This is a genomic window from Mycolicibacterium sp. ND9-15 (assembly GCF_035918395.1).
In the GTDB taxonomy this organism is placed as follows: Bacteria; Actinomycetota; Actinomycetes; order Mycobacteriales; family Mycobacteriaceae; genus Mycobacterium.
Genome location: NZ_CP142362.1, coordinates 1,280,860 through 1,301,357, shown reverse-complemented (window position 1 = coordinate 1,301,357; position 20,498 = coordinate 1,280,860). Strand labels below are relative to the sequence as shown.

Below are 20,498 nucleotides of genomic sequence, written 5' to 3'. Positions count from 1 at the left end.
CGCCCACCGATGACCGCGATACCGCCAGACCCCGACCCGGCCAACACGCCGGACCTCGAGCCCGGTGGCGGAGTGCCGCCCGGGGCGACGCCACCGGATTCCGACCAGACCGCGGGCGTGGGCGCGGTGGAATCGCGGCCGCGCCACCGATGGACGCCGACGGCCGTCGCAAGCATGATCGCGATCGCGATCTTCCTGCTGTTGTTCTTGGCCGTCGTGGTGTCGGTCGTCGTCTAGCCATCCAGACCTCGCGCGAACGCGCCGACGCGTGCGATGAACCGGTCGAAGAAGGTGCCCGGATCCACGTCGACGCCGACGAGCGCGTTGGTTTCCCGGCCCCATCGGTTGCTCCAGTCCGCGATGGTCATGCCGCGGGTCAGCGTGCCCGTCAGTTCGACGTCGACGGTGGCCGCCCGGCACGTGACGATGTCTGGATCCAGCGCCACCGCCGCGGCCAGCGGGTCGTGCAGATGCGCCAGATAGCCTTCGCCCTGGTCGAAATGAAACTCGAAATAGAACCGCATCGCATCCTCGAGTACCGCGATCAGCGGGTTGGCCGACACAGATCGGGTGCCACGATCATCGGACACGCTCATCGCCACCGAGATGGCACCGGCTTCCGCCGCGAGGCGGTTCAACAGGGCCGGCGTCATCGCGATGTGCTCGGTCAGGTTGAGGCCCAACACGATCGGTAGGTGCGCGGGTGGGTTGTCGGCCCACGCGGTATTCCACCCGGTGAACACCTCGGCGGCGGCCTCCGGATCCACGCTCATGTTCCACTCGGCCACCGGGGTGGTGTTGCCGCGGTAGTCGAACGCTCCGCCCATGATCACCAACCGGCGCAGCAGTTTCGGCAACCCGGGTTCCAGGCGCAGCGCCAGCGCCAGGTTGGTGAGCGGCCCGACGGCGATGGCGAGCAATTCACCCGGATACCTGTGAGCGGCGCACACCCACGCCTCGGCGGCGCCGTGCCCGGTGAGCTGTCGCTCGGACACAGGCAACTTCGCGTAACCCAATCCCTCGGGACCGTGGGTGTCCTCGGCCGTGCGAAGCGGTGAGTCGACCGGCTGCTCGGATCCCTTCGACACCGGGATGTCCGGCATCCGACACAGGTCCAGCAGGCCCAGATTGTTACAGCAAACCTGTTGTGCCGGAACATTTCCCGCCGTGGACGCGATACCGACCACCTCGGCGTCGTCGCTGGCGAACAGGTATGCCAACGCCATCGCGTCGTCCACGCCGGTGTCGACGTCGGCGAAGACAGGCTGCTTCACCCCGCCAACGATAAGGAACCGCAGTCACCAGTGCACACCCGGTACCAGCCGCGCCGCGACCTTGACCGGTCGCGGAACCCGCAGCGCAGGCACCGTCCGTTTCGGGCGGCGTGTTGTCGGAGGTCTGGTCGATGTCGGCACGCCGCGCGCCGCAGCGGAATCCGGATAGCCGAGATAGAGCTGGTGCAGGACCCGCCGCGACAGCTTCGGCGTGAAGTAGTTACCGAAAGCGGCGAGGGTGCCCAGCGGCGTGTCGATCCGCGCCGGCTTGTCGATCAGGCTGCGCACGACCATCGCCGCGGCGTGTTCGGCGCTGATCGCGGGAACCGGATCGAGCCGGTGCGACGGCACACTCATCGGCGTCTGCACCAACGGCATGTGGATGGTGGTGAAAGTGATGTGATCGGACAGCGTCTCGGTCGCGACCACATCGGCGAACGCGTCGAGCGCCGCCTTCGTCGGAAGGTACGAGCTGTACTTCGGATTGCGGGCCTGCACTCCCGCGCTCGACACGTTGACCACATGACCGAACCGTCGTTCGCGCCAATGTGGCAACAGCGCAAGCACCATCCGCACCGCCCCGAAATAGTTGACGGCCATCACCCGCTCGTAGTCGTGCAGCCGGTCGGTGGACGCCACCACAGACCGGCGAATGGAGCGTCCGGCGTTGTTCACCAGATAGTCGACGTGGCCGAACCGGCCCAGTATGTCCTTCACGGTGCTCTCGACCGATGCCGAGTCGGTGACGTCGCAAGTGAATGCGTGTGCTCGGCCACCGGCGGCGCGGATCTCGGCGACCAGTTCGTCGAGCGCGTCGGCGTTGCGCGCCAACGCGAACACCGTCGCCCCGCGTTCGGCGACCGCGATCGCCGAAGCCCGTCCGATCCCGCTCGACGCCCCGGTGATGATCACGTGCTTACCGACCAGAGGCCCGGCCGGATCGTCACGGCGGGCGCGGTCGGGATCGAGATGCGTGGCCCAGTACCGCCATAGCGACGGGGCATAATCGGCGAACTGCGGCACCGCTATCCCGGTGTGACGCAACGCTTCTGTGGTTTTCTCGGCGGTGAACTTCGGCATCAGGTCCACTACGTCGAGGATTTCGGCGGGCACGCCGAGCTGGGTGGCCGTCATATTGCGTACCACCTTCGCGCGACCGCTGACCTTGAGGAATGGTGTCGCCATGGAACGCGGCAGCGAGGCACGCAGCGGCGGTAGACCGGCGGCCTTTTCGACAGCGCGGTAGATACCGCATAACCCGACGGCTTTTTGGGCCGTGAGATGAAAGGTCGCACCGTCGCGGTCCGGTAGGTGCATCAATGCGACGAGCGCATCGACGACGAAGTCGACCGGAACGAGGTTGGTGCGTCCGGTGTCGGGCAGCGCGATCGGGGTGATCGACGGAAGCCTGGCCAGTCTTGCCAGCACCGGAAAGAAGTAGTACGGCCCGTCGACCTTGTCCATTTCACCGGTGCGCGAATCGCCGACGACGACGGCGGGCCGGTAGATCCGGTAGCGCAGTCCGGTTGCCGCGCGCACGAGCAACTCGGCCTCGAACTTCGTCTGGTGATACGGCGTCGGCAGGTCCTGACCGACGTCGAAGTCGTCCTCGCGGAACTCGCCGCGGAAGGTGCCGGCCACCGCGATGGAAGACACGTGGTGCAGCGTCGCGTCGAGTCGTAACGCTAGGTCGACCACGGCGCGGGTGCCGTCGACGTTGGCCGCGCGCTGGTCGGCATCGGAGGCGGTGATGTCGTAGACGGCGCCGCAGTGCACGACGTGGTCGATTGCGCCCACTTCGGCGAGGGCGTCGGCCGTCAGCCCCAAGTCTGGTGCGGTGAGGTCGCCGATCAGGGGTTTCGCTCGCCCACCCCACGCGGCCGCCAACCGTTCGAACCGGGAGAGCGAACCGCGGCGCACCAGCACCAGCACCTCGGCATCGCTGCTGCGTCCCAATAGCGCCGTGACCACTCGTCGGCCGATAAACCCGGTACCGCCGGTAACGACATAACGCATGCGAGTCATCGTGGACCTCCCGCGGGTGAAACGTCAATGCCTTTTGGCGGAGCGGTTATGGTCCGTTCATGCCTCTCGACCCCAACGCCATCGGCGCCAAGACCGACCCGCAGATGTTCGAGTGGACCGACCGCGACACCCTGCTCTACGCGCTGGGCGTCGGGGCGGGTACCGCCGACCTCGCGTTCACCACCGAGAACAGCCACGGCATCGAACAGCAGGTGTTGCCGACCTACGCGGTGATCGCGTGCCTGCCGTTCGCGGCTGCGGCGATGATCGGCTCGTTCAACTTCGCGATGCTGCTGCACGGCTCGCAGGGGATCCGGCTGTATGAACCGTTGAAGCCGGCCGGCAAGCTCAGCGTCGTCGCCGAAGTCGCCGACATCCAGGACAAGGGCGAGGGCAAGAACGCGATCGTCATGCTGAAGGCGACCGGCACCGATCCCGACACGTCGAACGTCGTCGCAGAAACGTTCACCACCGCGGTGATCCGCGGTGAGGGCGGCTTCGGCGGGCAGCCGGGGCAGCGGCCCGTCGCTCCCGAGATTCCCGACCGCGAACCGGATGCGCGAATCGCGTTGCCCACACGCGAAGACCAGGCGTTGATCTACCGGTTGTCGGGCGACCGCAACCCGTTGCACAGCGATCCGTGGTTCGCGCGTGAGTTGGCCGGCTTCCCGAAGCCGATCCTGCACGGTTTGTGCAGTTATGGGGTCGCGGGCCGCGCGCTGGTCGCCGAACTCGGCGGCGGTGACGCGACGAAGGTCAGCGCGATCGACGCCAGATTCACCTCGCCGGTGTTTCCCGGCGAGACGCTCACGACGTCGATCTGGCGGACCGAGGCTGGGCGCGCGGTGTTCCGCACGGAGGCCGCCGAAACCGACGGTTCGAACGCTCGCCTGGTCCTGGAGGACGGCGCCGCCGAATATCGCAACTGACGCGCATTCGGGTGAACCGCCGGTGACCTGCGCTGCGGATTGACAGGATGGACGACCATGAGGCTCGTCGTTGGTTACCTCGCCACTTCCGGCGGGGCTGACGCGCTGGCGCTCGGGGTCCGGTTCGCCCGAACGCTCGGCGCCGAGCTCGACCTGTGCATGGTGCTGCCGCCGGACCGGGTTGCGCCGTCGATCAAGCCGGTGGGCGATTTCGAGAAGCACCTCGTCGCACAGGCCGAGGAGTGGCTGGCCGCCGCCGCGGCCACGGTGCCGGACGACATTGTGGTCCGCACCCATGTCCGGTCCGAAGACTCGTCGGCCGGGGGCCTCATCGAGGAGGCGGCGCGCGTCGAGGCCGACATGATCGTGGTCGGCGGATCGGGCGGTGGCCTGGTAAGGGGTTACTCGCTCGGGTCGGTGGTCAACGGTTTGTTGCACTCGGCACCGGTGCCGGTCGCCGTGGCTCCCCGGAGAGGTCGCAATTCGACGGTCGACCGCATTCGGCAGGTGACGTGTGCGATCGGTGAGCGTGAGGGTTCAGATGCCTTGTTGGGCAATGCGGTTCAACTGAGTCGGGCAGCTGACACACCACTGCGACTGGCGTCGCTGGTGGCTCTGGACCCGACATTCGGGACACTTCGCGGAGACAGCGAAGCGGTGCGGGAGCGTGCACTCGCGCATGCGCGGCACGTTCAGGAATCCGCGACCGCTGAACTGCCAGAAGGATTTCCGGTGACCTCGACCATCGTGGACGGCGCGACGGTCGAGGAGGCGGTGGGAAAGCTGGACTGGCAGGACGGCGACCTGATCATGGTCGGATCGAGTCGACTCAGCGCGCCTCGACGGCTGTTTCTGGGGTCGAAGGCCGCCAAGATGCTGCGAGTTCTCGACGTCCCGATGGTGGTGGTGCCGCGCGACCAACTCAGCCCGGAGGATCTGCCCTGAGCGCGCATACCACGACGCACTGACATCTAAGGCGCTTCATCCCCAAGTTGCGATTGATCCACAGTTCGGGCGTTGATGGTGGGGCGGTGGCGATGGTGGTGGATAACGTTGTGGTGTGAGTGAATTCGTTACCGGTCGGGTCGCACGCGAGCGTATCGGCGTGCTCCTCGATCGTGTGGACGATGCCTACGCCGAGTTGCGGGAGTTGTCCTCGGACGAGGTGGGCACCGAGTTCCGGGTCGCGATGGCCGAGCGGTTGGAACACCAACAGCGCACGAACCGAGGTCTGACGTACCGGGTGTTCGGCGAATTGGCGCATCCACCCGATGAGGCCGGCGCGACTCCGGGGTGGATGGACAAGGTGTGGGCGCGGGTGCGGATCGCGCCGAACGAGATTCGTCGGCGGGTCAAGGTGGCTGGACTGATCCGGCCGCGCCGGTCACTGACCGGTCCAACGTTGCCGCCGGTACTGCCCTTGGTCGCCGAGGCGGTGGAGCAGGGGGCGATCGGTGAGGACCACTTGAAGGTCATCGAGGACGCGTTGAAGAAGTTGCCGTCCAACACCTCTGAGCGGGACCGGACCGAAGTAGAGGTCAGTCTGGTGCGCGAGGCGTCGAAGAACGACGCCGAAGTGGTGCGGCAGGTGGCGCGAAGAATCGACGAGATCTTCAATCCTGATGGGCACTACGACGAAAAGGACCGGGCGCGTCGGCGCGGAATGACGCTGGGCCGCCAAGGCCGCGACGGGATGTCGCGGTTCTCGGGATATATCGATCCGGAGACCCGCTGCTACGTGGAGGCCGTCACCGCGGCGGTGCGCCCGGGCAGGCATCTGCCCGACGGCGGCATCGAGGAGGTGCGTGACGAGCGCAGTGCTGCACAGCGGTGCCACGACGGCATCAAGCTGGGCCTCAAGGCCGGTATCTCGTCGGGCGGGTTGGGAAGCCATCGCGGGCACCCGGTGACGGTGATCGTGCGCACCTCGCTGGGCGAGTTGAATCAGGCCGCACATGCGGTGACGGACCCGAACGTGTCGATGCCGGGGCCGGCGCGCACCGGCGGGGACACCGCGCTGCCGATGCGTGATCTGATCCGCATGGCTGCCGTCGCCATCCACTACCTGGCCGTATTCGACGACCATAGTGAGCGTCCGCTCTACCTCGGGCGGCAGAAACGGATCGCCACCGCCGATCAGCGCATCATGTGTTACGCCCGCGACGGTGGGTGTACCCGGCCGAACTGCACCGAACCGGGCTATCACTCGGCGGTGCATCACAGTCCTGCCTGGGGCGAAAATGGAGTGAGCGACGCCGACTCGTTGTTCTTCGCCTGCGACCCCGACCACAAGCTGGTCACCGACGGACACTGGCGCACCGAAGTCACCGACAGCGGTCGGCTGGCTTGGACCGACGGAACGCGACCGCCGGAGGTCAACCACGCTCACCACCCCGAAGAACTCCTCCACGCCGACCCGGACCCGCCAGACGAAGATGTATAGGGATAGCTCGGACTAGGTCGTTCAAGATCGAACAGGTGTTCGATATACTGCGAAGGTGGGTTGGCATACCGGGCCGCCGAGCTGGGCGGAAATGGAGCGGGTGCTCTCCGGTCGGTTGATCGAGCCGGGCAAGCCGCGCCGCGCAGGCTGGCCGATCGACGAGCAGATCGGCGACGGCGGCGACAGCCCGGCCTGGTCCAGTAAGCGGGGGGAGTACCAACCGCTCGATGTAGAACGACCAACAAGCGGTATCCCGTATGCCGAACTGCACGCGCATTCGGCATACAGCTTTCTCGACGGCGCCAGCACGCCCGAGGAACTCGTCGAGGAGGCGGTCCGCCTGGATCTGCGGGCGATCGCGCTGACCGACCACGACGGCCTCTACGGGGTGGTGCGCTTCGCCGAAGCCGCCAGGGAACTCGACATGGCGACAGTGTTCGGCGCCGAACTGTCCCTCGGCGGGGGTGACCGGACCGAGGATCCCGACCCGCCCGGGCCGCATCTGCTGGTGCTGGCGCGCGGCCCGGAGGGTTACCGGCGACTGTCGCGCGAAATCGCCAAGGCGCACCTCGCCGGCGGCGAGAAGGGCAAGCTGCGCTACGACTACGACGCGCTGACCGAGTCGGCGGGTGGCCATTGGCACATCCTCACCGGCTGTCGTAAAGGCCATGTTCGACAGGGACTTTCGCAAGGTGGCCCGGAGGCGGCCGGCCGGGCGCTTGCCGATCTGGTCGACCGGTTCGGCCGCGACCGGGTCTGCATCGAACTCACCCATCATGGTCATCCGTGCGACGACGAGCGCAACGCGATGCTGGCCGAGCTGGCGCCGCGCTTCGGCCTCAGCATCGTCGCGACCACCGCCGCGCACTTCGCCGAACCGTCACGGGGCCGGCTGGCCATGGCGATGGGGGCGATCCGCGCCCGGAACTCGATGGACGAGGCCGCCGGTTACCTCGCCCCGCTCGGCGGTTCGCACCTGCGCTCGGGTGCGGAGATGGCGCGACTGTTCGCAGACCGCGCCGAGGTGGTGACCGCCGCGGCCGACCTCGGCGAGCAGTGCGCGTTCGGGCTCGCGCTGATCGCACCGAAGTTGCCGCCGTTCGACGTTCCCGCCGGCCACACCGAGGACAGTTGGCTGCGGCATCTGGTGATGCAGGGTGCGCGTCGGCGGTACGGCCCACCGCAGCGTGCCCCACGAGCGTACGCGCAGATCGAGCACGAGTTGAAAGTCATTGAACAGCTGACTTTTCCGGGCTATTTCCTGGTGGTCCACGACATCACCCGGTTCTGCAGGGAGAACGACATTCTGGCCCAGGGCAGGGGATCGGCGGCCAACTCCGCGGTCTGCTACGCGCTCGGGGTCACCAACGTGGACCCGGTCGCCAACGAGCTGCTGTTCGAGCGGTTCCTGTCGCCGGCGCGCGACGGGCCGCCCGACATCGACATCGACATCGAATCGGACCTGCGGGAGAAGGCGATTCAATATGTCTACGACCGCTACGGTCGCGACTATGCCGCCCAGGTGGCCAACGTGATCACCTACCGGGGCCGCAGCGCGGTCCGCGACATGGCCCGTGCGCTGGGCTTCTCACAGGGGCAGCAGGACGCGTGGAGCAAGCAGCTCGGCCAGTGGGGCAACCTCGCTGAGGCGCCGCACACCGAGGACATCCCCGAGCCGGTGATCGCGCTGGCGAAGGAGATCTCCAACCTGCCGCGGCACATGGGCATCCACTCCGGCGGCATGGTGATTTGCGACCGGCCCATCGCCGACGTGTGCCCGGTGGAGTGGGCCCGCATGGAGAACCGCAGCGTGCTGCAGTGGGACAAAGACGACTGCGCGGCAATAGGTCTGGTGAAGTTCGACATGCTCGGCCTCGGCATGCTCTCGGCGCTGCACTACTGCATCGACCTGGTGCGTGAGCACAAGGGCATCGATGTCGACCTGGCGCAACTGGACCTGTCCGAGCCCGCCGTGTACGAGATGCTGCAAAAAGCCGACTCCGTCGGGGTGTTCCAGGTCGAGTCGCGCGCCCAGATGGCCACCCTGCCACGCCTCAAGCCGAGAGTGTTCTACGACCTGGTGGTCGAGGTCGCACTGATCCGGCCGGGTCCCATCCAGGGCGGGTCGGTGCATCCCTACATCAAGCGGCGCAACGGAGAAGAGCCCGTCACCTACGACCATCCGTCGATGGAGCCGGCGTTGCACAAGACGCTGGGGGTTCCGCTGTTTCAGGAGCAACTCATGCAGCTCGCGGTGGACTGTGCGGGTTTCTCCGCCGCCGAGGCCGACCAGTTGCGCCGAGCGATGGGGTCGAAACGGTCGACCGAGCGGATGCGCCGGCTTCGCGGCAGGTTCTACGACGGCATGCGCCAAAGACACGGCATCACCGGAGACATCGCCGACCGGATCTACGAGAAGCTGGAGGCCTTTGCGAATTTCGGCTTTCCCGAAAGCCATTCGTTGAGCTTCGCGTCGCTGGTGTTCTACTCGTCCTGGTTCAAGCTGCACCACCCCGCCGCGTTCTGCGCGGCGCTGCTGCGGGCCCAGCCGATGGGCTTCTACTCGCCGCAGACTCTGGTGGCCGACGCCCGCCGGCACGGGGTCACCGTGCACGGACCGGACGTCAACGCCAGCCTTGCCCACGCCACTCTGGAGAAAGAGGGAACCGAGGTGCGCCTCGGCCTCGGCGCGGTACGACACATCGGCGACGAGCAGGCCGAGAAGTTCGTCGAACAGCGAAACACTCACGGCCCGTTCGCATCCCTGCTCGACCTCACTCATCGGGTGCAGCTGTCGGTACCGCAGACCGAGGCGCTGGCCACCGCGGGCGCGTTGGGCTGCTTCGGCATCACCCGGCGTGAAGGGCTGTGGGCGGCGGGCGCGGCCGCCAGCCAACGACCCGACCGGCTGCCCGGGGTGGGCGCGTCGTCGCATATTCCCTCGCTGCCCGGCATGACCGAACTGGAGTTGGCCGCCGCCGACGTGTGGGCGACCGGTGTCTCACCCGACAGCTATCCGACGCAGTTCCTGCGCGAGGATCTCGAGGCTCTCGGCGTGATCCCGGCGGGCAAGCTGCTCGACGTGCCGGACGGCTCCCGGATACTGGTGGCCGGCGCGGTGACGCACCGACAGCGGCCGGCGACCGCCCAGGGTGCCACCTTCCTCAACCTCGAGGACGAAACCGGAATGGTCAATGTCATCTGTTCGCGCGGGGTGTGGGCACGCCACCGCAAGTTGGCGCAAACGGGCCCGGCACTGCTGATCCGCGGTCAGGTACAGAACGCCACCGGTGCAGTCACCGTCGTCGCCGAACGGATGAGCAAGCTCAGCTTGGCGATCAGCTCCAAGTCCCGCGATTTCCGATAATCGGGGCTCGGTGCCGTTGCGGTGCCGCGCCGCCTACTTCCCGATGCTCAGCGCCCGGTCTTGTTTTGCAGCACTTGTCCAGAAGCGGCGTCGATGGTGACTTCGTGCTTGGTCTGTGAACCGTCGACGACATCTGCTTCCCAAACCGTCGTTCCGTTGTTGCTGTCGAGGTTGAGTTCGGTGATGGTGCCGTTCGGCACCTCGCTGAGCACCTTGTCAGCAGCGACTCGGTAATCCACACGAGCGGCCTGTACCCGGTCGCGGTGCTTGGCTTTGTCGGCTTCGTCCTCGATTTTTGCCGTCGGCCCCATCGTCACCGCGGCGCCGTCGCTGGAGACGTCCATCTCGTGCTCGCTGCCATCGGCAGTGACGACTTGGATTTCCCACCGGCCATCGCGCTCTTTCTCGATGGAAACCACCGTGCTGTCGGGAACAGCTGCGGTCGCAGTGCTTGCGGCCCGGCGCAATGCATCGATGCCGGGGTCTGCCGGAGCAGCCGGGGCGGGCGCAGAAGACGTCACCGTCGTCGCCGGAGCGGTCGCCGCCGAATCTGCGTCCTGATCATTACCGCTGGCGCATCCGCTGACTGCCAAAAGCAACACCCCGAGCAATAGCGGTGCTGCTGTGCGACGGTACTTCGACGTGAGATATCCCTCAGGCATGACTCGGGTCCTTTCTTGCACACCGTCACACCCGGATTGCCCTGCTACTCGACGGTGAAACGTCAACCCGGCGCCGTCCGACACCCGCATACCGCGGGCGGCGTCCCTTCCACGGCTTGAGGTGGTGGCCTGAGGCGGCGCCCGGTTCGGATGTCGGAGTTCGGATCCGACCCCATGTCGTGTTGCGGATCATTGGGCACTTCGAGGTCGGCGTGCGGTGGACATCGGCCAGCCCTCATCCGCTATGACGCTGTGAGTTTGCTCGACGTCACCGGGGACGTCGCGGCGGCGCCGACGCTCGACGACGAACCGATCGTATGGGTCGAGCGCTGAGGGCGACATCGGCCCGAAACTACGCAGGTGTGCAGGCCTATTACACCGATTTCCTGATCGGCACATAGCCGTCGATGACGTCGGTGCCGACTACCTGATCGTGTTGCCGGCAATTGCTGCTGTGGCCGATCGGCGAGAACGGGAAGATCCTCCAGCATGACCGACATGACCTAAGTGTCACGTGACGAGCTGCCGCAGGCCATCTGGACCTCGTTCATCCGTCCGCCTGATATGCGCTCAGACATCGCTGTGTCACAACGCGGGTCCGTCGCAGAAATGCTGCTCGATCGTCTCGGTCACCTCCGAAGAAGTAGCGCCGAGCTGACGATACCGTTGGGCCGTGCCGCGATCCGCCTGTTTCCTGGTCGGCGCCGGTTGCGCGCTCATCGCGTGCTGTTACGGATTCGCGCGCTTCTCCTACGGGCTGTTCGGGCCGGTGTTCGGCGAGACCTTCGGCTTGAGTCCGACGATCGCCGGGGTGATCGGCGCAGGAAGCTATACAGGGTATTGCGCGGCGATCCTTGTGAGCCTGCTGCTGACCGACCGCCTTGGCGCACGCTGCGTCGCCGTTGCAGCCGGAGCCGTTGCGACACTGGGTATTTCAATCGTAGCGTTGGCCCCGTCGGCATGGGTTCTCGCGGTGGGCGTGCTGGTCGCCGGGTGCAGCACCGGAATCGCCTCACCGCCGCTGGCTTCGGCGGTGGCGCAACACGTGCCGTCGAGTACGGCGGATCGGGCGCAGACGGTGGTGAATGGTGGCACGGGGATCGGTGTGGTGTTGTCGGCGCCGGTCGCGTTGCTGCTGATGAGTCACTGGCGCGCCGCCTGGGCCGTCTACGCGGCGGCGTCTGCGGCGGTGACGATCTGGGTGTTCCTCGCGGTGCCGACCTCGTCACACCGCACCGCGAAGCGGGCCGAGCGGGTCTGGCGCCCAGGCGTTTTCGGGTTGCTGCTGGCGTCGTTACTGACCGGCGTCGGCAGCATCGCGGTGTGGACTTTCGGTCGCAACCTGGTGACCACGGTCGGCGGAGCCGACGAAGCACGGTCGTCGCTGCTGTGGATCGTCATCGGCGCAGCGGGCATCGTGGGAGTGCTGGCCGGTGATGTCGTCCAGCGGGTCGGCTTGCGACGCGCGTGGCTGGCCGCGACGGTGACGATGGCGGCGGCTTCGTTGCTTCTGGCGGCCGCGCCGAGCAGCCTCGTTGTGAACGTCGTCGCGGCAACGCTTTTCGGGGCCGCCTACATCGGGCTGACGGGACTGGTGTTGCTGTGGAGTGCACGGCTTTATCCCGACAGCACCTCGACAGGCGTCGGCCTGTCTTTCTTCACGCTCGCCGCCGGTCAGGCGCTGGGTGCCCCGGTGGCCGGTGCGCTCATCGACCTGAGCGGCGCGAGAACGGCGTTCGTGGTGATCGCCGCTGTCGGCCTGTGTGCGGTCGCAGTGCGTCCGGTCCGGGAAGTGCGGGCGCCCGCCGGTTGAATTCGCCTGCCATGAGGCGAATGTAGTCTCGGGAAATGAGCTTGAATCTGTCTGTCGATGAAGTCCTGACCACCACCCGCTCGGTACGCAAGCGGCTCGATCTGGACAAGCCGGTGCCGCGCGAGGTGCTGCTGGAATGTCTCGAACTCGCAGTGCAGGCGCCGACAGGATCCAACGCGCAGGGTTGGCAGTGGGTGTTCGTCGACGACCCCGACAAGAAGAAGGCGCTCGCCGACATCTATCGCACCAGCTGGAAGCTGTACCGCACGATGCCCGAACCCGAATATGCCGAGGGCGACAGCCGCGGGGAGCGGCGCCAGGCCGTGGTGTCGTCGGCCGAGTATCTGGCCGAGAACATGGAGAAGGCGCCTTGGCTGCTGATTCCGTGTCTCGCGGGACGGGCGGACGGCGTGCCCGGCGCCGTGAGCGCAAGTTTCTGGGGCTCACTGCTGCCTGCGGCGTGGAGCTACATGCTGGCGTTGCGGTCACGCGGCCTCGGTTCGGCCTGGACGACGCTGCACCTGCTGGGCGACGGCGAGAAGCAGGCCGCCGACGTACTCGGCATTCCGGACGACAAGTACAGCCAGGGCGGGCTGTTCCCGATCGCCTACACCAAAGGCACCGACTTCCGCCCCGCCAAGCGGTTACCCGTAGAGCAAATCGCGCATTTCAATACCTGGTGATCTTCATACGGCTCCGCTGAACCCGTGTTGCCGCCAGGCCTCGTACACCGCGACCGCGGCCGCATTCGACAGGTTCAGCGAGCGCCGGCCTGCCAGCATCGGGATCCGCACCTGTGCGGTGATGTGCGGATCGGCCAGCGTCGCAGCGTCGAGGCCGGTGGGTTCCGGCCCGAACATCAGCACATCACCGGGCTGGTACTCGACGTCGGCGAACGAGGTTGCCGCATGCGCGGTGAACGCATAAACGCGCTCGGGCACCATCGCGTTCCACGCGGTGGCGAGGTCGCGGTGCACGGTGACCGACGCCAGATCGTGGTAGTCCAGCCCGGCCCGGCGCAGTCTCGGCTCGGACAAATCGAAGCCCATCGGTTCCACCAGATGCAGTTCACAACCCGTGGCGGCCACCATCCGGATCGCGTTGCCGGTGTTGGGGGCGATGCGCGGCGAGTAGAACATCAGCTTGAACAAACTGCGACCTCTCAACTTGAGAGCGCTTCGGGCACGACCGCCACCGGCTCACCGGTTTCTCTTTGCGATAATGCTCGCATGGTCGCGCAAAGCCTGTGGATGCAGAAGGTAGCGGCCGATCCTGGACATTCGCACTGGTATATCGAACGGTTTCGCGCCATGGCACGCGCCGGCGACGACCTGGCCGGCGAGGCTCGTCTCGTCGACGCGATGGCGCCCCGCGGCGCGCACGTCCTCGATGCGGGCTGCGGGCCCGGCCGGCTGGGCGGCTATCTGGCCGCGGCGGGTCACCGCGTCGTCGGCGTCGACGTCGACCCCGCGCTCATCGAGGCGGCCGAACAGGACCATCCCGGACCGCGCTGGCTCGTGGGCGACCTCGCCGAACTCGACCTCCCCGCGCGAGGCATCAGCGAACCGTTCGACGTGATCTTGTCGGCGGGTAACGTCATGACCTTCCTCGCCCCGAGCACCCGGGTCCAGGTGCTCGCCCGGTTGCGCGCCCATCTCAAGGATGACGGTCGGGCGGTGATCGGATTCGGCGCCGGCCGCGACTACGAGTTCGCCGACTTCCTCGACGACGCCGCGACTGCCGGGTTGGCGCCCGATTTGCTGCTGTCCACATGGGATCTGCGGCCGTTCACCGACAGCTCCGACTTCCTCGTGGCGCTTCTCCGGCCGGCGTAGCGGTCCGCGGGCGGTCGCATCACGAACGGGTTCCGGTATTCGCTCGGAATCCTTACACCGTCTGCGACCTGCGATTATGAAGTCTGTCTGTTCAGTAAGAATTGTGGAATCGACTGCATTTCGCTGGCATACTCGACCAATTGCCAGGGCCGGAACGCGCCCGGCCGCGGAGGGGCAATACAAGTAGGAATCAGTAGAAAGTCTTCTGAAGCGATGAGCGTGTTCTCCCAACTCAAGCAGGCCGATGGCACGCTGGTCGATTTCGAACGCACACCAGAGCCGCCGGTCAAGCGGCCGTCGCCGTGGGCATTGTCCAATTGGCCAGTCCGCTGGAAAGTTTTCGCGATCGTATTGGTGCCGCTGATTCTGGCCGGAACGTTCGGCGGCTTGCGTATCTACAACAGCGCGACGGCCGAATCCGACTTGCATCGCGCCGCCGATCGCGCCGAGTTGGTGCCGGCCATCGAGAGCTACATGGCGGCGCTGGAACGTGCCATGCTGGCGAGCTCCACCGACGGCGACATCCAGGGCGCGCTGACCCAGTTCGACAACAGCCGCCGGGATCTGCAGCGCCGATTGGACAGCACCGACATCGCGCCCGACGTCCGCCAGGCCGTCACGACGATGACCAACGGTGGTCAGGTCTTGGTGGAGAAGGTCACCTCGAACAGCATCGGACTGCGCGACAGTATGCAGGCCTACGCGTTGCTGCTGCTGCCCGCCGAGGATGCGATCACCGGCTCGGTCCGCATCGACGACGAGCGGATCCGCGCCGAGACGCTCGGCTTGTCCCGCGCGGTCGGGGCGCGGGGCCAGATGATGATGCAGACGCTCGCCCTCACCCGCGGCGCGGAGTTGCCCGAGCCCGAGTTGCGGACCGCGGTGATCGCGCTCGCGGGCACCGAGCCGTCGACGCTCTTCGGGATGAGCCAGGTGCTCGGCGTCGGATCGCCGGACGCCGAGAAGCTGCAGGCCGAGTTCGTCAAGCGGATGGCGCTGATGACCGACCCGGCGGTGCCGGTGGTGAACAATCCTGAGCTGCTGGCGTCGGTGGCCGCCACCGACCAGATCGCGCGTCAGGTCATCGAGCGCACCACCCCGGCGATCACCTCCGCTGTCCGGGACCGGGCCGACGCTGCGCGCACCACGTTGATCCGCGATGCGGTGATCATCGGCGGGACGATCCTCATCGCGCTGATCATCGTGATTCTGGTGGCACGCACGCTGGTGCGCCCGCTGCGGCGACTGCGTGACAGTGCCCTCAAGGTCGCCCATGAGGATCTGACCACCGAGATCGAGCGGGTTCGCGCGGGTGGGGATGCTTCGCAGATCACACCGATCCCGGTGCACACTTCCGAAGAGGTGGGTCAGGTCGCGCACGCCGTCGACGAACTGCACGAGCAGGCCGTCTTCCTCGCCGCCGAACAAGCGCGGCTGCAGCTGCAGATCGGGGACATGTTCGAAACCCTCTCGCGGCGCAGCCGGTCGCTGGTCGACCAGCAGCTGTCGCTGATCGACCGGCTGGAACGCAACGAGGAGGACCCGCAGCGGTTGGAAAACCTGTTCCGGTTGGACCACCTGGCCGCCCGAATGCGCCGCAATGGCGCGAACCTGCTCGTGTTGTCGGGCGCGAAGGTGCCGCGCGAACAGGCCGAGCCGGTCCCGATATCGGCGGTGATCAACGCCGCGGCATCCGAGGTCGAGGACTACACGCGCGTGGTAACCGCGACCGTGCCCGACAGCGAGGTCACCGGTGGGGTCGCCGGCGACCTGGTCCACCTGCTGGCCGAACTGCTCGACAATGCGCTGCGCTATTCACCGCCGATCTCACAAGTGCGGGTGTCGGCGGTGCACACGGCCAACGGCGGGCTGGTCATCGAGGTGAGCGACATCGGGCTCGGCATGACCGAGTCCGATCTGCGGGTCGCCAACACCCGACTGCAGTCCGGCGGGCAGGTCGACCCGTACACCGCGCGGCATATGGGGTTGTTCGTGGTCGGTCGCCTCGCGGCCCAGCACGGGCTGGTGGTCCGGCTACGCAGTACGGTGGCCGGCGAGCCGAATTCGGGTACGACAGCGGGTGTTTACGTGCCGGCCGAGCTGCTCAGCGGAGCCGGGCAGCCACATCAGTTCAGCGAACCCGAGTATGCGGTGCCCGCCGATGCGCACGCGGGTATCGCGACGGCGTTGGCGCTCGACGACGACCACAGGGAGGTCGAGCATCTAAACGGCCACTCCGAGGTCCCGATCTCGCTGCTGCCCCATCGCAATCCGGGCGCCAGCGGCATCTCGGACATTCCCGCCTCGCTGGCGGCCGCGCCCGCTGCCGAACCGCAGGTGTACGAAGAAGAGTGGCCTGCGGGCTCGATGCCTGCGCAGGCGCCGGATCCCGAACCCGCCAACCGCCCGACCGACACCTCCGGATTCTTCGCGGCGCGGGCGCAGGCGGCGAGCGACCGGACGCCGGAGCCGGTTGTTCAGTCGCCACCGTCCCCGCGGGCCAAACCGGCGGTGACGGCCGGTTCGGACGACTCGATCTACCAGAGCATGCTCTCGGAGTGGCTGGTCGACCCGACGGAAATCGCCAACAGCGAGGACCTGAACTGGGAGTCGGTGTGGGACCGCGGCTGGTCGGCCGCTGCCGCCGCGGACGAAGCGCCGGTCACGCAACGCACCGACGAGGGCCTTCCGGTGCGCACCCCCGGTGCTCACCTGGTGCCGGGCGCGGCGGACAGCGGCGACGACGAGGTAGCATCGGCGGCTGAGTTCGACGCAGAACCGGATCCGGAAGCTGTTCGCGCGAGCATCAGCAGCCATTTCGGCGGGGTCCATGCCGGGCGCTCGCACTCAAGACAGACCAGGGGAACCGATACCGAATGAAGCCGACGCAGCGCGACTCGCTCGACTGGCTGGTTTCCAGATTCGCCCGCGAAGTGTCGGGGGTCTCCCATGCCGTGCTGGTTTCCGCCGACGGACTGCTGATGGCCGCCAGCGAACACATCCCGACCGAGCGCGCCGACCAGCTCGCGGCCGTCGCGTCCGGTCTGGCCAGCCTGTCGACGGGCGCGGCGCAACTTTTCGACGGCGGCCACGTGCTGCAGTCGGTGGTCGAGATGGAGAACGGCTACCTGCTGCTGATGCGGGTCGGCGACGGCTCGAATCTAGCCACCCTGGCGACCCGCAACTGCGACATCGGCCAAATCGGTTACGAGATGGCGATACTGGTCGAACGGGTGGGCACCGTCGTCCAGTCGGCACGGCGGCGCGCACCCCAGCATTCGTGAGCCGCCCATGGACGATCCGGAGGGTTGGGACGAGGCGAGCCTGGTCCGGCCGTACATTCTGACCGCGGGCCGCACCGACTCCCGCGTCTACCTACCGCTGGAAGCGCCGATCGAGACCATCGACTCGGGCAAGCCACCCCGGTGGCCGAATAATGACGTGCGGGTTCAGATCCTGGGGATATGCGTGGATCACCCTTCGGTCGCCGAGATCGCCGCGAAGTTGTCCTTGCCGCTCGGCGTGGCGCGGGTGCTGATCGGCGACCTGGTGACGCAGGGTTATGTGGCGGTGCGCGGCACCTTGACCGAGTCGACCACCGTCGACGAAAGACGTGAGCTGATAGGAAGGACACTGCGTGGCCTCAAGGCACTTTGAGGAACGCCGGGGGCCGAACACGCCCGGGCAGGCAGTTTCGACGAAGATCGTCATCTCCGGTGGATTCGGCGCCGGGAAGACGACGTTCGTCGGCGCGGTTTCGGAGATCATGCCGCTGCGGACCGAGGCGTTGGTGACCAACGCGTCGGCCGGCGTCGACGGCCTGGAAGCCACCCCGCAGAAGAACACCACCACGGTGGCCATGGATTTCGGCCGCATCACCCTCGCCGACGACCTGGTGTTGTATTTGTTCGGAACCCCCGGACAGCGCCGGTTCTGGTTCATGTGGGACGACCTTGTTCGCGGCGCGATAGGAGCGATCATCCTCGTCGACGTGCGGCGCCTGCAGGACAGCTTCGCCGCAGTGGACTTCTTCGAGGCGCGCAACCTTCCGTTCCTGATCGCAGTCAACCAGTTCGACAGCGCGCCAAGACATCCCGTCGCCGCGGTGCGCAAGGCGCTGGCCCTGGCCGAGCATATTCCGGTGATCACCGTCGACGCCCGAGAACGGAACTCCGCGAAGGCCGCGTTGATCGCGGTCACCGAGTACGCGCTCAACAGCCTGACCTCGCTGCCCGGCTGATCGGTGCGCGCAGACGAAACGGTCTGGGCCGACGAGGAATTCACCGGCCGCGACTTCCGCGACGACGACCTCAGCAGGCTTCGCACCAAGCGGATGGTGTTCGACGAGTGTGACTTCCGCGGTGTCGACCTCACCGAGTCCGAGCATGTCGGATCCGCATTCCGGAACTGCCGCTTCGAGCGGGCGACGCTGCACCACAGTGTCTTTCGACAGTGCACGATGCTCGGCTCGGTGTTCACCGGGAGCCGGTTGCGGCCGCTGTCGCTGGTCGATGTCGACCTGACACTTGCGGTGCTCGGCGGGTGCGATCTGCGGGGTGTCGATCTGACCGGATGCCGGTTGCGCGAGACCGGTCTCGTCGACGCCGATCTGCGCAAGGCGATACTGCGCGGCGCGGACCTGACCGGTGCTCGAGTGCAGAACGTCCGAATGGACGCGGCCGACCTGCGCGGCGCCCGGACCGATGCGACGTTGTGGACCACCGCGAGCCTTCGCGGCGCGAAGATCGACATCGATCAGGCACTGGCCTTCGCCGCCGCGCACAGTCTGGACATCCACGGCCAGTGAGGCATCAATAGCGTCGAATTCCGCGTGCGGCCGTCTGTCCGAGGTGAGGATGGGCAGATGGCCGCCACGTGGGACACCATCGATCGCTACGTCGTCATCTCGACCGACACCCATGCGGGGGCCGACCTGCGCGACTACAAGGCGTATCTGCCCGCCCGGCTGCACGACGACTTCGACGCGTGGGCGGCGAGCTATGTCAGCCCGTTCGACGACCTGATCATCGCAACCGCACAGCGCAACTGGAGCCACGAACTCCGGATGTCGGAAATGAACGCCGACGGGGTGGCGGCCGAGGTGCTGCTTCCCAACACCGTCCCGCCCTTCTTCCCGACCTCGCCGAACATCACCATCACGCTGCCGCGCACCCGCGACGAGTTCGAGAAGCGGTGGGCCGGAGTGCAGGCCCACAACCGTTGGCAGATCGACTTCTGCTCGCAGGCCCCGGCGCGGCGCCGGGGACTGGTACAGGTCTTCCCCAACGATGTGGACCTGGCGCTCGACGAGATCCGCTGGGGAGCCGAGCAGGACTGCTTCGGCGGCGTGCTGCTGCCCGCCGTCTCACCCGGTGATCCGAACGTCGCACCGCTGTTTCACACCCGCTACGAACCGATCTGGACGCTGTGCGCCGAACTCGACCTGACCGTGGTTCAGCACGCCGGGGCGGGTAGCCCGCTGATGCCGATGGATCAGCCGGCCTCGAACGCGGTGCTGGTCACCGAGATGGCGATGTGGGCGCAGCGCACCGTCTCGCATCTCATACTCGCCGGTGTGTTCGAGCGCCACCCGACACTGCGGTTCGTGCCGACGGAGCAGGGCACGCTGTGGTTGCAGAACCAGATGATGATGCTCGACGTCATGGTGCCCTCGATGAAAACGGAAGCGGGCAACCGCACCTACGGCATGTTCGGCGGCTCGTCGATCGACGAACTGACGATGGCGCCCAGCGATTACGCCAAGCGGAACTGCTATCTGGCTTCGGAGTTGACGCCGTACGAGTCCTCGACGATCCGCTATCTCGGCGCCGATCACGTCATGTGGGGCAGCGATTATCCACACGAGGAAGGCTTCGCGCCGCACTCCAAGCTGGCGATCCGCTGGGCGCTGCACGACCAGCCCGAGGACGTCTGCCGCAAGATTCTGGCCGGCAATGCGGGCCGGCTGTACCGGTTCGACCTGGACGCGCTCGTCCCGGTCGCCGCTGAGATCGGCCCGACGGTCGCCGAGGTGCACACGCCGCTGGGGGATACGGGCTATGTCTCCCCGCCCGCGTTCGGGTACCGGCCGTTCGAGGGCGGGCTTGCGCTCAAGCGGCTGGCACCGGCTCGCGACTGATCCATCCCGAC

18 protein-coding genes are annotated in these 20,498 nt (G+C 67.0%); 14 read left to right on the top strand and 4 right to left on the bottom strand.

Going from position 1 to position 20,498, the window contains the following annotated elements:
• Positions 1-9 precede the first annotated feature (9 nt).
• Complete coding sequence (locus tag QGN32_RS06345) at positions 10-237, top strand: DUF6480 family protein (protein WP_326548963.1); 228 nt, start codon at positions 10-12, stop codon at positions 235-237.
• Here QGN32_RS06345 and QGN32_RS06340 read toward each other — a convergent pair.
• Together QGN32_RS06340 and QGN32_RS06335 are read right to left on the bottom strand one after the other, a co-directional pair.
• Entirely contained in the window at positions 234-1,226 is a 993-nt protein-coding gene (locus QGN32_RS06340) for a nucleoside hydrolase (RefSeq protein ID WP_442791826.1), read from the bottom strand. The two genes, QGN32_RS06345 and QGN32_RS06340, sit on opposite strands and share 4 nt — an antisense overlap.
• 72 nt (positions 1,227-1,298) lie before the next feature.
• Entirely contained in the window at positions 1,299-3,290 is a 1,992-nt protein-coding gene (locus QGN32_RS06335; protein ID WP_326547776.1) for an SDR family oxidoreductase, read from the bottom strand.
• 68 nt (positions 3,291-3,358) lie between these two features.
• On the opposite strand from QGN32_RS06335, the gene QGN32_RS06330 reads away from it, so the two are divergent.
• The 4 genes from QGN32_RS06330 (at position 3,359) to QGN32_RS06315 (ending at position 10,038) form a co-directional block, all read left to right on the top strand.
• A complete protein-coding gene (locus QGN32_RS06330) occupies positions 3,359-4,228 on the top strand; it encodes a MaoC family dehydratase (protein ID WP_326547775.1) in 870 nt (289 codons plus the stop codon).
• A 57-nt stretch (positions 4,229-4,285) separates the two neighbouring features.
• Positions 4,286-5,173, top strand: coding sequence for a universal stress protein (locus tag QGN32_RS06325; RefSeq protein ID WP_326547774.1), 888 nt, complete (start codon positions 4,286-4,288; stop codon positions 5,171-5,173).
• Between the two features lie 115 nt (positions 5,174-5,288).
• Positions 5,289-6,671, top strand: coding sequence for a 13E12 repeat family protein (locus QGN32_RS06320; protein WP_326547773.1), 1,383 nt, complete (start codon positions 5,289-5,291; stop codon positions 6,669-6,671).
• 55 nt (positions 6,672-6,726) lie between these two features.
• Positions 6,727-10,038: an error-prone DNA polymerase gene (locus QGN32_RS06315; RefSeq protein ID WP_326547772.1), complete on the top strand. Its 3,312-nt coding sequence runs from the start codon at positions 6,727-6,729 to the stop codon at positions 10,036-10,038.
• A gap of 47 nt (positions 10,039-10,085) precedes the next feature.
• On the opposite strand, the gene QGN32_RS06310 is transcribed toward QGN32_RS06315, so the two are convergent.
• Positions 10,086-10,640, bottom strand: coding sequence for a PepSY domain-containing protein (locus QGN32_RS06310; RefSeq protein ID WP_326548962.1), 555 nt, complete (start codon positions 10,638-10,640; stop codon positions 10,086-10,088).
• A 733-nt stretch (positions 10,641-11,373) separates the two neighbouring features.
• Between QGN32_RS06310 and QGN32_RS06305 the strand changes: the two genes are divergently transcribed.
• Together QGN32_RS06305 and QGN32_RS06300 are read left to right on the top strand one after the other, a co-directional pair.
• Positions 11,374-12,513 (top strand): MFS transporter, encoded by a 1,140-nt coding sequence (locus tag QGN32_RS06305; protein ID WP_326547771.1) that lies wholly within the window; start codon positions 11,374-11,376, stop codon positions 12,511-12,513.
• Positions 12,514-12,548: 35 nt separating this feature from the next.
• Positions 12,549-13,196, top strand: coding sequence for a nitroreductase family protein (locus tag QGN32_RS06300; protein WP_326547770.1), 648 nt, complete (start codon positions 12,549-12,551; stop codon positions 13,194-13,196).
• Positions 13,197-13,199: 3 nt separating this feature from the next.
• Here QGN32_RS06300 and QGN32_RS06295 read toward each other — a convergent pair whose 3' ends face one another.
• On the bottom strand, positions 13,200-13,664 hold the full coding sequence (locus tag QGN32_RS06295) for a tRNA (cytidine(34)-2'-O)-methyltransferase (RefSeq protein WP_326547769.1): 465 nt from the start codon (positions 13,662-13,664) through the stop codon (positions 13,200-13,202).
• 78 nt (positions 13,665-13,742) lie between these two features.
• On the opposite strand from QGN32_RS06295, the gene QGN32_RS06290 reads away from it, so the two are divergent.
• From QGN32_RS06290 to QGN32_RS06260, 7 genes are all read left to right on the top strand, one after another.
• Positions 13,743-14,348 carry a class I SAM-dependent methyltransferase gene (locus QGN32_RS06290; RefSeq protein WP_326547768.1) on the top strand — a complete coding sequence of 202 codons (606 nt, stop codon included), beginning with the start codon at positions 13,743-13,745 and terminating at the stop codon, positions 14,346-14,348.
• 213 nt (positions 14,349-14,561) lie between these two features.
• On the top strand, positions 14,562-17,228 hold the full coding sequence (locus tag QGN32_RS06285) for a HAMP domain-containing sensor histidine kinase (protein WP_326547767.1): 2,667 nt from the start codon (positions 14,562-14,564) through the stop codon (positions 17,226-17,228).
• Positions 17,225-17,632, top strand: a complete 408-nt coding sequence (locus tag QGN32_RS06280; protein ID WP_326547766.1) for a roadblock/LC7 domain-containing protein — start codon at positions 17,225-17,227, stop codon at positions 17,630-17,632. The genes QGN32_RS06285 and QGN32_RS06280 overlap by 4 nt, the downstream gene beginning before the upstream one ends.
• A 7-nt stretch (positions 17,633-17,639) precedes the next feature.
• Positions 17,640-18,005 carry a DUF742 domain-containing protein gene (locus QGN32_RS06275; RefSeq protein ID WP_326547765.1) on the top strand — a complete coding sequence of 122 codons (366 nt, stop codon included), beginning with the start codon at positions 17,640-17,642 and terminating at the stop codon, positions 18,003-18,005.
• Positions 17,986-18,588 (top strand): GTP-binding protein, encoded by a 603-nt coding sequence (locus QGN32_RS06270; RefSeq protein ID WP_326547764.1) that lies wholly within the window; start codon positions 17,986-17,988, stop codon positions 18,586-18,588. The genes QGN32_RS06275 and QGN32_RS06270 overlap by 20 nt, the downstream gene beginning before the upstream one ends.
• Positions 18,589-18,591: 3 nt before the next feature.
• Positions 18,592-19,155, top strand: a complete 564-nt coding sequence (locus tag QGN32_RS06265) for a pentapeptide repeat-containing protein (RefSeq protein ID WP_326547763.1) — start codon at positions 18,592-18,594, stop codon at positions 19,153-19,155.
• Positions 19,156-19,212: 57 nt separating this feature from the next.
• Positions 19,213-20,487, top strand: a complete 1,275-nt coding sequence (locus tag QGN32_RS06260; RefSeq protein ID WP_326547762.1) for an amidohydrolase family protein — start codon at positions 19,213-19,215, stop codon at positions 20,485-20,487.
• Positions 20,488-20,498 lie beyond the last annotated feature (11 nt).